This window comes from Legionella oakridgensis ATCC 33761 = DSM 21215, from assembly GCF_000512355.1.
GTDB classification, from domain to species: domain Bacteria; phylum Pseudomonadota; class Gammaproteobacteria; order Legionellales; family Legionellaceae; genus Legionella_A; species Legionella_A oakridgensis.
The window spans coordinates 845981-859824 of the sequence record NZ_CP004006.1 but is presented as its reverse complement, the minus strand read 5'-3'; the positions used below and the strand labels follow the sequence as shown (position 1 = coordinate 859824).

The following is a 13844-nucleotide window of genomic DNA, read 5'->3' as shown; positions in this document are numbered from 1 at the left end:
ATATCACTTATGAGGAGTATACCCGGTTGGTCCTGGAGTTTCATCAATCGTTGGTATTTCATCTCCAGCCTCTCCCTTTTTTACTACCGACTCAGGGCTTACCTGTCGGCGAGGATGAAAAAAAGCAGTCACACAATCCATAAACCGCTTCTTGCAAGTGGGTGGCCTGACTTCGCTTTGCTGTTCGATGACAGGCCTGTTTGTTTCATGGGGTTGTGTTGGTGGGACAGCGAAAGACTCCAACGGGTTGTGTTTTGCTCTAACAACGATGGTAAAATCATCTTCAGCCGCAGCAGACACACTACTGCTCACACTTCTTGTCACGGATAAGGGAGCTGTTGCCGCTGTTAAACCAATCGGTTTCGGTTCAAGGGACACGTCTTCTGAAAGCACGTTTTTACTTAAAATCAAAGCTTGTTCTTTTACCGCATGAATTGCCTTTTTTGTGTTAAAATCAACATCAAATGTCCCAAAACCCTGCTCTTGCAACCAGACACTTGCTTTTTCTTGACAGCTGGCCTCAGCAGTGAACAATCCTACTGCCTGAAAATGACGCGCCAAAGAAATTAGCGCCTCAGTCACGTCACTTCCACCTGGGTCCCCAAGATTCGCATCCGCAACAAGAGCACATTTCATCGCCCCAATGTCTTTTTGATAATTATTTATAAAAGCAAGTAGCGATTTTTCATCAAAAAATATCTGATTAAAATCAACAGCAACAGAAGCAGCTTTCAGATGATAGACATCATGCTCATCCCGATAAAACGATACATAAGGATCATTATTCCTTTGCAACTCTCGGAGAGCCAACGCCATACGCATTGCGCTTTCATGATGGGAAATATAAACAACAAGCATGAGTGGTGACATAGAATTAACTGTTTATTTATTATGCATATTGTTCATTATAACATCAATATTTAATTTAATAAATATCCAATGAATCGCCTTAATAACACCCTATAATTGATAATAGACTAAAAATTTTTATTCTTACAGATTAAAACAAAAATCCTATATTTATTTAGGCAATACAATCAAGAGATCTCTAATGAGCAGGTCACAATGGTACCAGCGTTTATGTGGGTGGATTTTTATCATCAGTATATCGCTGATGGCCGTGACTTATTATTATAAAGACAAGTTGCCTGATCCTGAAGAATATGATTTGAATTTATTAAGTGCTCCTATTCAAGAAACAACAACAAGAGCTCCTTTTTCAATTAACACGAATCAATATCACTACACCATCACCCCTAAATTTGATTACGAGCTTACAGGGATTGTGGTTACCTATAGTGACGCTGATGGATTTACAAATATATGGCACCATAAACGCTGGAAAGATTTCATTAATATTCGTGATCTTTGTGTGATTTGGGAACCCAATGTAAGCTCTGGCGTTTATAAGCACATGAACTTTACTAGTGATAGCTGGACTTGCTGGGCTTCTTGGGAAAGCCCTGAGGCAAGTCATCTGTTCCAATCGACAGCACTCTCTAATAATCATTTACTCACAGACAATGACTCCATTAAAACCATTTTAAAAACCGTTGAAAAAGGCGATGTCATCCATCTTAAGGGGGTTTTATCTGCCTATAAAAATCATGCAACCAATAGAGAACGAGGCACGAGCATCACACGCAACGATCATGGGATGGGGGCTTGTGAAACGGTTTATCTTGATGAATTTGAAATCCTCAAAAAAGCAAATTGGCAGTTACGCACACTATACACGCTCTCTAAATGGACAGCGCTGCTTTCTTTTATTGGTTTCTTTATTATGGTTGGCATGACACCATTTAAACCTCGCTAACTTCATAAACAGGCCTTATTGACCAGCTTTCTTAACCATCAGACAAGCTCCCGACAACAAAATCCAAGAACCTGTCTTCACAGTCGCTAGGCTGAGATGAAATATACTGGTTTTAGAGGACCGTAGCGCAGCATACATAGAAGTATGTGCGCAACGGACTGCAGAAAATTGGCGCATTTCAGCCAGCATAGTAGACTGTGAAGACAGGTTCTAAAGTTTTTTATGTTTCTGCAGATAATCTTATCATAAGGCAAAAACATCATGGGTTGCACTCATCTATAAAAATAATGACAAAGGGGGAGCGATGTCATGTTGAATAAAATTCGAATCATAGTTGTCTTAATATACACCATCAGTCTGGCGGCCTGTGTTGCCTACAATCCCAATGGTTACATGAATTACCAATCGTATACTTACGACGGCAAACCTTTATATCCTGAAAGTTACGAAGGAAATTACCGTTATTACGAGCAAGAAAACTATCATCCGGAAGCCACAAAACAAGTGGTGGTTCCAGATTCCTATCATGTAGGTCCTTATCATTCGCCTGCTTCGCACAAAGATCGTGACCGCCAATGGGTCGAAAGCCAGAATCCACAAGCCTATACCATAGAACTTGCCAATGGTGAAAAAGCATCTCAAGTTGCCGGTCAGTTATATAAAGCTCCTAAAAGCGATCGCATGGCACAAATCAAATATCAGCAAAACGGCAAAACCTATTACGAAGGATTATATGGCAGTTATTCCAGTTATGAAGCGGCTCAGCAAGCACTCAATGCCCTGCCTGATGATATAAAACAAGGCGCCAGCATTCAATCCTGGGGAAACGTTCAAAACAAAGTAAACAATTAGACAACCAACACTATCCTCATAACCTATCATTGCGAGCATTAGCGAAACAATCCAGATCAACGCTTTTAAGCCACATCGATCTGGATTGCTTTACATGGTTCGCAATGACGACTGTTTAATGGGGCAAGCCTTGGATTCATCCGATCTCTTTAAAAAGCGCGCAGTAAAGGAAGCAGACTGTCCCTTAAACTTTCGCAGCAATCACCACTTGCAATTTAACGACGCCCTGGGTATCACTGCGCTCAACATTGAATTGTTTAATTAAAATTGCATATCTTTTGTTAAGAGACCATAGCCAGTTAAGAAAAACGTTAAAGGGAACTCTCTCAAAAGATAACTGAATATCTTCTGCCCCCGTTTGTTGCAATTGATAAGGAAATTGTTGAAAAGAAGGATGATTTAATTGTTTTGCAAGCAGCGTCAGCAACTCTGTATGACTTAAAGTGTTTGGGGCTTTGCTGACTTTATATTGTCTGCGAACTTGCTGCATCCACACCAATGTTTCCTTTTTTTCAGCCACTTGTTGCGTTCTTTCCTTCACTGCATTGACTAATGGCGCATAAAACAACAAATAAAATAAATAGAAAAAACAGCTGACTACTCCAACCCCTAACATCCAACGCTCACGATCGTTTAAGTTATCCCAATATGTTTTCATAAACGCAGCTCCAACGTGGCAAGCACTTGTTGCTCATGAGATGAGGCTTGAGTTTGGCTCACCTTGACTTTGGTTTGTTGCAAACGGCGCTGCAAATGTTCTAAAGCTGCGAAATCCTTGCTAAGTAACGTCACCGACAATACCTGATTTTGAAAGCGCAGTTGCTCAATGACAAACTGCCCTGAAGAAAATGCATGTGCTAATTTATCCATCAAAAGCCATAACGCGCTATCTGTATGATTTATGTCGGATTTTAATAACTGACCAATACGAAATCGCGGACTTATAATTTGTTTTGCTTCAGGAAAAAACTCACGATAAAGGACTGCAATCTGCTGATCAAGTTCGGCTATTTTTTTTATTTAACCAATATAAATGAATGGCATTAACCACAAGAAGGCTTATTAGCCAAATACCAGCCAATGCGGCGCTTAAAAAATACCAAAATCGGATGGATTGCTGGCTCTTGCTTTGCTGAAATTCTCCCTGACATAAATTAATTGGTTTGGTATGCTGCAAACGTTGAGCAACCCATCCATAAAAACTACTGTCGATTCTACTAGGAAAAAATAAATCGGATAAATCAGCCGCACTGTCCTGAAAGACATAAAACGTCAACTCGGTGGACCGCTCAGCAAGATAAATCTTTGCTAGATCCAGCGATAATGCCCCTTGAAAGGTCTCATTATAGGCAAGAAAACTCGTTTGTGACACGCAAGCTTCTTGCGCTTGGAGCGCAAACCATTCAAGGGTTATCATATCGAACGCAAGATTCAAAACCCCAAGCTCGTGGATTAAATTTGCCAAATACTGTTTATCAATGACTGCAACCAAATACCGATGATTTTGATAATGAGCGCGGTCAAATGCAAAATGCAAAGTCGCCACATTTTGTGCCAATTGTTCTTCCAAAGCAAAAGGGATAGCAGCACGTGCTTTCCGCTCATTAAGCCATGGCAATTCAAGCTGATGCAGGCTGCATACTTCGGTAGGCAACACAACCACAGTACGATGATTTGCCTGTAAAAGGTGCAATTCATTTGCAGAACGAAGCAAAAGAGGGGCATCAACCTCATTCTTGTCGTCAAGACGCAAGCTCAGTAACTGTTCATGGCTGATTTGTTTTGCAAATATAAAACAAGTGCCCACCTTAACAATCCTTTATACCAAAGAGCGATCGCTACCATTATGAGCAGAATCCCATTGGTTGCGCAATTGCTGTGATAAAAGATATACCACTAATGCGTATTGCGGACTTGTATTATATCGAGTAATCACATAAAAATTCGGATAAGCTAGCCAATACTCCTGGCCATTCTGGGTATCCAACTCAATTACTCCTACTCTTTTAGGGCTTTTAGCAAATGACGCTGTTGGTTTTATTCCTACGGCAGTTAAGCGTTTGATGTCATAGTCTGCGTGCCGGCTATTTGTATTAATTTTTTTATAACCAGGACCATTTACCCTGGCAGGCTGCGCAACCACTTCATTGATTTTCCAGCCGTGCTTATGAAAATAATTTGCCACACTGGCGATGACATCTCGATCTTCGTTAATCAGATCTCGTTTACCATTACCAGTAAAATCAACTGCATAAAATCGATAGCTACTGGGCATGAATTGCGGTTTTCCTATTGCTCCAGCGTAAGAACCCATATAATGCGTCACAGGCACACTTTGCTCTCGACACAGTAAAAAATATTCTTTTAATTCCTTAGTAAAAAATTCAGATCGTTTAGGATAGTAAAATGCTAAGGTTGTTAATGCATCAAGCACACGATAGTTGCCTTGACGTTCACCATATAATGTTTCCACTCCAAGAATAGCAACAATGATATGAGGAGGAACACCAAACTGTTTCTGTGCTTTCTCCAATGTGTGTTGATTAGCTTGCCAAAATGCAATGCCTTTTTGTAGACGTTCTGGGGTTAAAAAAATCGCTTTATAAACATCCCAGGTTTTCTTTTCAAATGGCTTATTCATCGATTCAATAATTTGCGGCTGATATTCCGCCTCTTTTAATGCAGCCGTCAATTCCTGGCGATTAAACCCATGGTGTTTAACCAGCCCATTCATAAAACTTTGCACGTCTTTGCGCTGTAATAATGCTTCATCAGCATAACTGTTGGTTGATAACAACAGAAAAATCATGAAAAATAATCTGGCAAATTGTCGCATGAGCATACCTTGTTCAGAAAATATATATATCGTAAACCAACATTTATTGCTTCTTTTTATGACAAAAAGAAGCTAAGAAACAATCGTTTTTAATTTGATTGCGATCATCCCTGTATTTTAATGGTTTTGCAATGCCTTGCACATCATGCACCCTACCTATAGCGCCTCATAAAGCGATAGCAACTCAAGCAAGATCATGCCTCCCTTAGGTAAGAGAGACAATCGGCAGAAAAGCACGCAGGAGGGCAATCACTGTGCAACCATTCAAAAAGAACACATAACCATACTCAAACACCATGAGATAATGCCGAACTACAGGTTCGAGGAACCATCATTGCAGCAATATCTGCTTTTTGGCTACTTGAACAAAAACAAAGATAATGATTAGGCTTACGTCTATCTTCTCTTACAATTTGCACACCAGGAAGAGCCGCTATTTCAGCTAATTGTTCTTTTGATGGGTTTTTAAGACGCTGGGTTGTTCTATCTGCGATCGCATTATATTTCTTGCAACTCTCTGACAGACTTGTGGTTGGATCGAGACGAAAAACAGTAGGTAGCCGTGTTAAATGAACACCAAACGTCATCATATCTGGAAATTCAGCCAATGCCGCCTGCAAGGCCCGGACGTAATTAGGGCCTAAAACCTGTTTACCTTTAATATCCTTTGCAATGCAAAACAATTCAAGTGGTGTTTCAGTCAATGTTTTTTCATAACTCGTTACAGGAATAATCATCGTTTTGGGAAAAGCACACCTAACTAATGACAATAAGTGATGAGGAACTAAAATAGCCTCTATTTCCTGGGAATAAACTGGATATTCCTCTCCTGGTAATCTTATCTCATCAAAATAATGTTCATCTTCATCCGCTGTTGGAGCATCACATAAACGACAATTAGGCCATCGATTGACCATGACTCTAGGATCAGTCTCTTCTTCACTTTTTCGCAAAGCACATGAAAAAATAAAAACAACCGAATTAAGCAGTGCTTCGGATACTTTGTAGGCAAGATGCTCATCGGAAACCCCGACAAAATTGCGCTCACAAGCAATTGCCCAAAACCCCTCTTTTTCATCAAACACGAGGCTGTTAACGGTTTCCTCAAGTCGCGCAGGATCCATTAACTCCACTCGGTTATAGCAAAGTTGCGTCGTAGGACTGTCAAATTTTAATGATCCTCTTAATGACATTGATTTAGGCGCCCTTAAACCCCGTGTTGCTATTGAATTTAAAATGTCTCTAGCATGCTCTTCTTCCCGTCTACCAAATAAGGTAAATTCAAAACGACTAAACATCTTTAAGTTCCTATCTAAATAAATCATATGGCATTCACACCAAAGCCATCACTGGTGTAGCGTGAACCAACATTATAAGTATTTACAAACATTTTTTTACAAAATTTTTCAAATCTACAAAGTAACAACGCCATACTCTTTATGGACATCGATATTTAATATAAAATAACTTAATTTACCAGCAGGTTTTCAATTGAGCGACTTAACGCGAATTCGTAATTTTTCTATCATCGCCCACATTGATCATGGCAAATCCACATTAGCTGATCGCTTTATTCAACTCTGTGGAGGATTGTCAGATCGGGAAATGGCTGAGCAAGTGCTTGATTCCATGGACATTGAACGCGAACGCGGGATTACCATTAAAGCACAAAGCGTCAGCCTCAACTATAAGTCACGTGACGGTAAAACGTATTTACTCAATTTCATTGACACGCCCGGCCATGTCGATTTTAGCTATGAAGTATCTCGTTCACTAGCTGCTTGTGAAGGAGCCATACTGGTCGTGGACGCAGCCCAGGGCGTGGAAGCTCAAACCGTAGCCGTATGCTATACAGCCATTGATCAAGCCTTGGAAGTTTTGCCTGTTTTAAACAAAATTGATCTACCACAAGCAGAACCTGAGCGTGTCATTCGTGAAATTGAAGATATTATTGGCCTGGAAGCACAAAATGCCATCAAGGTCAGTGCTAAAAGTGGCTTAGGGGTAGAAGATGTGCTTGAAGCGTTGGTTTCACGTATTCCCCCTCCTAAAGGAGACCTTTCCGCGCCTTTGCAAGCCTTAATTATTGATTCCTGGTTTGATAGCTACCTTGGTGTTGTCTCGCTAGTAAGAATCGTTAATGGCACCTTGCAAAAAGGTGATAAAATGCGCGTCATGTCTACGGGAAGAGCTTATGAAGTAGATGAGCTTGGCATTTTCACCCCTAAAAGAACGGCCACGAACCTATTACAAGCCGGAGAAGTTGGGTATGTCATTGCCGGCATCAAAGACATTCAAGGCGCGCCAGTTGGCGATACACTCACGCATGAAAAGAATCAAGCCGATAAACCCTTGCCAGGCTTTCAACGAGTAAAACCTCAAGTCTATGCGGGACTTTTCCCTATCAGTGCCGATGATTTTGAATCTTTTCGTGATGCATTAGCTAAATTAAGCCTGAATGACGCCTCTTTGTTTTATGAACCGGAATCTTCCGATGCTCTAGGCTTTGGTTTTCGCTGCGGTTTTCTTGGCATGCTGCATATGGAAATCATTCAGGAGCGTCTTGAGCGTGAATACAACCTTGAGCTTATTTCAACGGCACCAACCGTTATTTATCAAGTCGTGACCACAAAGGGAGAAACGTTAATGATAGATAACCCGTCACGACTACCGCCTACACAATATATCAAACAAATGCTTGAACCTATTGCACGCGCTAATATCCTAGTTCCCCAAGATTACTTAGGCCAGGTCATTACCCTTTGCATTGAAAGGCGCGGTGTCCAAGTCAACATGACTTATAGCGGCCGTCAGGTGTCCATCACTTATGATTTGCCCATAAGTGAAGTGGTTTCCGATTTTTTTGACCGTTTAAAATCCGTAAGTCGCGGTTATGCTTCACTGGATTATAATTTTATTCGTTTCCAGGAAGCCGACTTGGTTAAAATGGATATTCTAATTAATAATGAACGTGTTGATGCATTGGCAGTCATTGTTCATCGCAGTTCAGCGCATAGCCGTGGCAAAGCATTGGCCGATAAAATGCGGGAATTAATTCCCCGGCAAATGTTTGACGTAGCCATTCAAGCGGCCTTGGGCAGCCATATTATCGCCAGACAAACCGTCAAAGCATTACGCAAAAATGTTACCGCAAAATGCTATGGTGGTGATGTCACTCGTAAACGCAAATTGTTAGAAAAACAAAAAGCAGGTAAAAAACGCATGAAACAGGTGGGCCATGTAGAAATCCCACAGGAAGCCTTTATGGCTGTGTTTCAAACGGACAGAAAGAAATAAAATGTCTCCTTTTGCATCATCGTATTTTTAGATAAAAACGAAGATTCGGAATGTGGATAAATCATTTAAACTTATTTGTATTATAGGTGGTCGTGCATGAATTTTGCCTTAGTTTTAGTGCTTCTTTCTTTGGGTAGTGGGTTTATATATTTGCTTGATGTCCTTTTTTGGGCAAAAAAACGCAAACCCAAACAAAAACCGGGACGATTAATTGAGTATTCTCGTTCATTCTTTCCCATTTTCCTTATCGTATTACTTTTACGCTCGTTTCTGGTTGAACCTTTCCGTATTCCTTCAGGTTCTTTAGAGCCAACATTGCAGGTTGGAGATTTCGTAGCAGTTAATAAATTTGCCTATGGATTGCGTCTGCCTGTCATAGAAAAAAAATCATTCCTCTTGCCACGCCAAAACGCGGTGAAATTGCCGTCTTTCGCTGGCCACCTGATCCAAGTTTTGATTACATCAAACGTGTCATTGGTGTCCCTGGCGATAAAATCACCTATCATAATAAGGTGCTGACTATCAATGGTAAAGAAATGAAGCAAACCTTTGTGGAATACACCACAGATGAAAGTTCGGGCAAAGCCGTGGCAAAATATCGGGAAAATTTAAATGGAATTGAACATGATGTTTATGTTCGTCCTGATGTAGCGCCAGTGGATTTTGAAATTGAAGTGCCACAAGGGCAATATTTCATGATGGGCGATAATCGTGATGACAGCGCCGACAGCCGATTTTGGGGGTTTGTTTCCGACGAATATTTACGTGGTAAAGCCTTTCTTGTATGGTTAAGCTGGAATAGTAAGGTAGCCATGGTTCGTTGGTCTAAAATAGGCCAAATAATACATTAAAAGGTATTATACAGACATCCGAACATAAGAAAGGAGATAAAATGCATCGACAACAAGGCATGACCCTGATTGGCATGGTATTGACTATGGCCATTGTTATCATTGTCGGCGTTGTTTTAATGCGTGTCGTTTCTGTCTATATACAGCATTATTCGGTCACTAATTCCATTAGTGCCCTAAATAGAATTCCAAGAAGCGAACTTTCCGTTGACCCATCTACCACGGCTCAAATCTTAAAAGACCGATTGCTGAATCAACTCTATGTGAATGGCATTGATATACCACAAGAAAAATAAAAATTACCATGGACAAACCAGGGACATTTCATATAACCATTGCCTATCAAGTCACGAAGCCACTGGTTAGTAATATCAGTTTATTATTTGATTTTAATGTATCAGAAGAGGTAAATCCTGGTGGAGAATAACTTACAGCGTCTATGCAGGCGGCTGGATTACCAATTTAAAAATTCCGCCTATCTTAAACAAGCACTCACTCATTGCAGTGTAGGCAATGTTAATAATGAACGACTTGAGTTTCTTGGAGATTCTGTCTTAAGTTTCATCATTGCTAATGCTTTGTACGAACAATTTCCAGAGGAGAGTGAAGGCCAGTTAAGCCGTTTACGTGCATACCTTGTCAAAGGAGAAATGCTTGCACTCATTGCCAAAGAGCTGCAGCTTGGGGATTATTTGTATCTTGGTCAAGGAGAAATGAAAAGCGGCGGCTTTCGTCGGACCTCAATCCTGGCAGATGCTTTAGAAGCCGTGTTTGCTGCTGTATTTTTGGATGGGGGCTATTTGGCATGTCAACACGTCATTCTTAATTTGTATCGCTCGCGTCTTGAAGATAAACATTTAAATGATAATTTAAAGGATGCAAAAACCCAATTACAGGAATACTTGCAAGCTCAAAAACACGCTTTACCAGAATATACGCTTCTTCGTGTAGAAGGAGAAGAGCATGAGCAGCTCTTCTACGTCACCTGTGAATTAGCGGAACTTGGCATGAAAGCTCATGGTCAAGGAAGCAATCGACGCAAAGCAGAACAACATGCCGCAAAACAGATACTCATGCAATTAAAACACATCAATTGATTTGACGTTCTTACCTTATTTTTTAGCGGATGACTCATCTATCCTGAGTTCCAACCATATTGCATTTAATACAGCAAAAAAGCAGGCCAGACCTGTACCCAAAATCCAGGAAAAATACCACATACATGCCCCCTAAAAACGTGTCAATTAATACGCTGTATCACGACTGTTGACAATCGTCGCTTCCGTCACTTTCCCTCTTAATACTCGATATACCCATGCCGTGTAGACCAGGATCACCGGTAAAAATACCATAGTAGCACTTAACATGATGAATAAAGTAAGATGACTGGACGAACTGTCCCAAACCAGCAGACTCTGCTCAGGATTTGAAGAAGATGGCAGAATAAAAGGAAACATACTGACGCCTACGGTCGCAATAATACCAATAACAGACATTGAACTAAATACAAAAGCAACGCCTGCATATCGGCTGAAACCTGTGGCCAAAATGGCTGCAACAATACCCATCATTGGTGCAGCGATGGTTGCTGGAATATGCTGATAATTTGCAAACCATGCACCGCTTTGTCGTATGACGGTTTTATATAAAGGATTTGAAGGGCCATCATGAGGCATTAAACTTGTTAGATAATATCCTTCGAATCCATAGTATAACCATAGCCCAGCTCCTATAAACAGGCTGACGGTCAATAATGCGGATGCTTTAGCGGCTTTTATAGCACGCTGCTGCAAATATCCTTCTGTTTTAAGACTAAGATAAAACGCGCCATGCATGGCAAGCATTAAGACTGACAAAACGCCGCAAAGTAAGGCAAAGGGATTTAACAGCGCTAAAAAAGTACCGGTATAAAAAGGCCTCAAACTTTCATCAAAATGAAAAGGAACACCTTGCAGCACATTGCCTACAGCCACACCAAAAATCAAAGTAGGAACAAAACCGCCAACAAATAAAGAATAGTCCCACGTGCTACGCCACTTACGATGAGTCAGTTTTGAACGGTATTTAAAACCAACAGGTCGCAGGATCAAGGCGAGAAGGACAAGCAACATCGCCAGATAAAAGCCGGAAAAGGATAAGGCATACAACGCTGGCCAGGCAGCAAAAATAGCGCCGCCCCCCAAAATAAACCAGACTTGATTGCCTTCCCAGGTAGCTCCAATGCTGTTAATCATCACCCGTCTTTCCATATCGGTTTTGGCAAGCCAAGGCAACCACATGGCAACTCCTAAATCAAATCCATCCATGACTGCAAATCCTATGAGCAAAACCCCAAGCAATGCCCACCAAATAATACGTAATATTTCATAATCTAATGGCATAATCGTTACCCCCAAAGATTGGTGAACAAACTTGTTCGTGAGAAAGTTTGCCTTGGTTTTTCCCATGGGAAAATAAGAGCCTGTTTTCATAATCTAACGATGCAGAGCTAAAAGCCTAGGAGCTCTGAAGACAGGTTCTAAACCCTAGTGAGCTCCTTCATGAATTAAATTATCAGGCCCCAAACGGATGTATTTAATCATTAAATACACTTCCACAATGGCAAGAATGGTGTAAAAAATGATAAAACCGGATAATGAAGTCCATACTTGCGCACCACTAACGGATGAAACACCCATAAACGTCGGCAATATTCCCTGCACCACCCAAGGCTGTCTTCCATACTCTGCAACAACCCAGCCCAATTCAGCTGCAATCCACGGCAGCGGCAAAGACCAGAAAGCCAGGTGCAAATACCAGCGGTTGGTATGCAGTTTTCGTTTAACGGAAAGATAAAATCCTACAGCAAACAGGAAAATGAAGAATAAACCACATGCCACCATGATACGGAAAGAAAAGAATAAAGGCATCACATGCGGTTTAAGATCATTGGCAGCTTGATCAATTTGTTTTTCATCGGCTTCAGCAACATTATCCGTGTATTTTTTCAGCAATAAGCCATATCCCAAATACTGACCATGAGCCTCAAAATCAGCTTTTGCCCGTTCATCATCACGATTTTTCTGCAACCGATTTAAGGCATCGTATGCCAGCATACCTTCTTTAATTCTTTGTTTTCCTTCTATAATCAGTTCATTAATCCCTTGCAGTGGCTCACTAAAGGAACGGGTTGCAATCAAACCCAACACATACGGAATTTCTATAGCATAATCGGTTTTCATTGTTTTTTCATTGGGAATGCCGAAAAGCGTCAATCCTGCTGGTGCTTTTTCAGTATGCCACATGGCTTCCATAGCCGCGATTTTCATTTTTTGATTGTTATTGGCAACATACCCACTTTCATCTCCTAATACCACCACCGATAAAGCAGACGCCAATCCAAAAGAAACTGCAACCGTCATGGAACGTTTTGCAAAAGCCAAATTTCGGCCGCGCAAGAGAAAGTAGGCGCTGACTGCCAGCACAAACACAGCACCCGTTACATAACCGGCACTAATAGTGTGCACAAACTTAGCCTGGGCAACCGGATTAAACATGACGTCTGCAAAATTCGTCACTTCCATACGCATGGTTTGGTAATCAAAGGCAGCACCGACTGGGTTTTGCATCCAACCATTGGCAATGAGTATCCATAATGCCGATAAATTTGTACCCAGGGCCAATAACCAGGTACAACACATATGCTGAAATTTACTTAATTTATCCCAACCAAAGAAAAACAAACCAACAAAAGTCGCCTCCAAAAAGAAAGCCATCAAGCCTTCTATTGCCAAGGGCGCCCCAAAGACATCTCCTACATAATGCGAGTAATAGGCCCAATTGGTGCCGAATTGGAATTCCATGGTTAAGCCAGTGGCCACACCCAAAACAAAGTTAATACCAAACAAAATTCCCCAATATTTCACCATCTGACGCCAAATGTCTCGACCGGTCATGACATACACCGTTTCCATGATGGCAAGCAACAACGACAGTCCCAACGTTAAAGGCACAAAAAGAAAATGATACAGTGCAGTCAGCGCAAACTGCAGACGGGAAAGCTCAACAACCTCTATACCAGGAATCATAAATCACCTCTTATCATCAATCGCAGGTTGCTCTCTTTGCCTAGTCAAGCTCCTTTTAACATATTGCTCAGAGTATCTTTATCGGTGCATGCTTATGTCTTTATGAAACACAACAGGCTACACGA

15 protein-coding genes and 1 pseudogene are annotated in these 13844 nt (G+C 41.1%); 7 read left to right on the top strand and 9 right to left on the bottom strand.

Annotated features, from left to right (window positions below; all coding sequences use genetic code 11):
* Positions 1–3 precede the first annotated feature (3 nt).
* Positions 4–870, bottom strand: a complete 867-nt coding sequence (locus LOA_RS04265) for a hypothetical protein (protein WP_035893435.1) — start codon at positions 868–870, stop codon at positions 4–6.
* Positions 871–1051: 181 nt separating this feature from the next.
* Here LOA_RS04265 and LOA_RS04260 point away from each other — a divergent pair, with 181 nt between their 5' ends.
* Positions 1052–1816 carry a hypothetical protein gene (locus LOA_RS04260; RefSeq protein WP_025385281.1) on the top strand — a complete coding sequence of 255 codons (765 nt, stop codon included), beginning with the start codon at positions 1052–1054 and terminating at the stop codon, positions 1814–1816.
* 309 nt (positions 1817–2125) lie between these two features.
* Positions 2126–2668, top strand: a complete 543-nt coding sequence (locus LOA_RS04255) for an SPOR domain-containing protein (RefSeq protein ID WP_025385280.1) — start codon at positions 2126–2128, stop codon at positions 2666–2668.
* Between the two features lie 184 nt (positions 2669–2852).
* Here the strand turns inward: LOA_RS04255 and gspM are convergent, their stop codons facing one another.
* The 5 genes from gspM to LOA_RS04235 all read right to left on the bottom strand — a co-directional run bounded on the left by gspM (position 2853) and on the right by LOA_RS04235 (position 6802).
* A complete protein-coding gene (gspM, locus tag LOA_RS04250) occupies positions 2853–3326 on the bottom strand; it encodes a type II secretion system protein GspM (protein ID WP_025385279.1) in 474 nt (157 codons plus the stop codon).
* Entirely contained in the window at positions 3323–3658 is a 336-nt protein-coding gene (locus LOA_RS14125) for a GspL/Epsl periplasmic domain-containing protein (RefSeq protein ID WP_238551366.1), read from the bottom strand. The genes gspM and LOA_RS14125 overlap by 4 nt, the downstream gene beginning before the upstream one ends.
* A 7-nt stretch (positions 3659–3665) precedes the next feature.
* Positions 3666–4475 (bottom strand): type II secretion system protein GspL, encoded by an 810-nt coding sequence (gene gspL / locus LOA_RS04245; RefSeq protein WP_052335884.1) that lies wholly within the window; start codon positions 4473–4475, stop codon positions 3666–3668.
* Between the two features lie 12 nt (positions 4476–4487).
* Entirely contained in the window at positions 4488–5504 is a 1017-nt protein-coding gene (mltB, locus tag LOA_RS04240) for a lytic murein transglycosylase B (RefSeq protein WP_025385278.1), read from the bottom strand.
* A 287-nt stretch (positions 5505–5791) separates the two neighbouring features.
* On the bottom strand, positions 5792–6802 hold the full coding sequence (locus LOA_RS04235) for a hypothetical protein (protein WP_025385277.1): 1011 nt from the start codon (positions 6800–6802) through the stop codon (positions 5792–5794).
* Positions 6803–6995: 193 nt separating this feature from the next.
* Here LOA_RS04235 and lepA point away from each other — a divergent pair, with 193 nt between their 5' ends.
* The 5 genes and pseudogenes from lepA to rnc all read left to right on the top strand — a co-directional run bounded on the left by lepA (position 6996) and on the right by rnc (position 10749).
* Entirely contained in the window at positions 6996–8801 is a 1806-nt protein-coding gene (gene lepA / locus LOA_RS04230; protein ID WP_025385276.1) for a translation elongation factor 4, read from the top strand.
* A gap of 96 nt (positions 8802–8897) precedes the next feature.
* Positions 8898–9652: pseudogene (lepB, locus tag LOA_RS04225) on the top strand (signal peptidase I).
* Between the two features lie 41 nt (positions 9653–9693).
* The gene (locus LOA_RS04220; protein ID WP_052335883.1) at positions 9694–9948 is read left to right on the top strand and encodes a type II secretion system protein; all 255 of its coding nucleotides are present in this window, start codon (positions 9694–9696) and stop codon (positions 9946–9948) included.
* A gap of 8 nt (positions 9949–9956) precedes the next feature.
* Entirely contained in the window at positions 9957–10079 is a 123-nt protein-coding gene (locus tag LOA_RS14120) for a DUF4845 domain-containing protein (protein ID WP_081726615.1), read from the top strand.
* A complete protein-coding gene (gene rnc, locus LOA_RS04215; RefSeq protein WP_025385275.1) occupies positions 10069–10749 on the top strand; it encodes a ribonuclease III in 681 nt (226 codons plus the stop codon). Before LOA_RS14120 ends, rnc begins: the two co-directional genes overlap by 11 nt.
* 15 nt (positions 10750–10764) lie before the next feature.
* On the opposite strand, the gene cydX is transcribed toward rnc, so the two are convergent.
* The 3 genes from cydX to LOA_RS04205 all read right to left on the bottom strand — a co-directional run bounded on the left by cydX (position 10765) and on the right by LOA_RS04205 (position 13719).
* Positions 10765–10872 (bottom strand): cytochrome bd-I oxidase subunit CydX, encoded by a 108-nt coding sequence (cydX, locus tag LOA_RS14115; protein ID WP_035893420.1) that lies wholly within the window; start codon positions 10870–10872, stop codon positions 10765–10767.
* Between the two features lie 24 nt (positions 10873–10896).
* Positions 10897–12033 carry a cytochrome d ubiquinol oxidase subunit II gene (gene cydB / locus LOA_RS04210; RefSeq protein WP_035893445.1) on the bottom strand — a complete coding sequence of 379 codons (1137 nt, stop codon included), beginning with the start codon at positions 12031–12033 and terminating at the stop codon, positions 10897–10899.
* 144 nt (positions 12034–12177) lie between these two features.
* Positions 12178–13719: a cytochrome ubiquinol oxidase subunit I gene (locus LOA_RS04205; protein WP_025385273.1), complete on the bottom strand. Its 1542-nt coding sequence runs from the start codon at positions 13717–13719 to the stop codon at positions 12178–12180.
* Positions 13720–13844 lie beyond the last annotated feature (125 nt).

Bases quoted from the DNA above. Each gene is read 5' to 3' on its own strand.
- LOA_RS04265 (WP_035893435.1), bottom strand. From the start codon at position 870: ATGTCACCACTCATGCTTGTTGTTTATATTTCCCATCATGAAAGCGCA.
- LOA_RS04260 (WP_025385281.1), top strand. From the start codon at position 1,052: ATGAGCAGGTCACAATGGTACCAGCGTTTATGTGGGTGGATTTTTATC.
- LOA_RS04255 (WP_025385280.1), top strand. From the start codon at position 2,126: ATGTTGAATAAAATTCGAATCATAGTTGTCTTAATATACACCATCAGT.
- gspM (WP_025385279.1), bottom strand. From the start codon at position 3,326: ATGAAAACATATTGGGATAACTTAAACGATCGTGAGCGTTGGATGTTA.
- mltB (WP_025385278.1), bottom strand. From the start codon at position 5,504: ATGCGACAATTTGCCAGATTATTTTTCATGATTTTTCTGTTGTTATCA.
- LOA_RS04235 (WP_025385277.1), bottom strand. From the start codon at position 6,802: ATGTTTAGTCGTTTTGAATTTACCTTATTTGGTAGACGGGAAGAAGAG.
- LOA_RS04220 (WP_052335883.1), top strand. From the start codon at position 9,694: ATGCATCGACAACAAGGCATGACCCTGATTGGCATGGTATTGACTATG.
- LOA_RS14120 (WP_081726615.1), top strand. From the start codon at position 9,957: ATGGACAAACCAGGGACATTTCATATAACCATTGCCTATCAAGTCACG.
- cydX (WP_035893420.1), bottom strand. From the start codon at position 10,872: ATGTGGTATTTTTCCTGGATTTTGGGTACAGGTCTGGCCTGCTTTTTT.
- cydB (WP_035893445.1), bottom strand. From the start codon at position 12,033: ATGCCATTAGATTATGAAATATTACGTATTATTTGGTGGGCATTGCTT.
- LOA_RS04205 (WP_025385273.1), bottom strand. From the start codon at position 13,719: ATGATTCCTGGTATAGAGGTTGTTGAGCTTTCCCGTCTGCAGTTTGCG.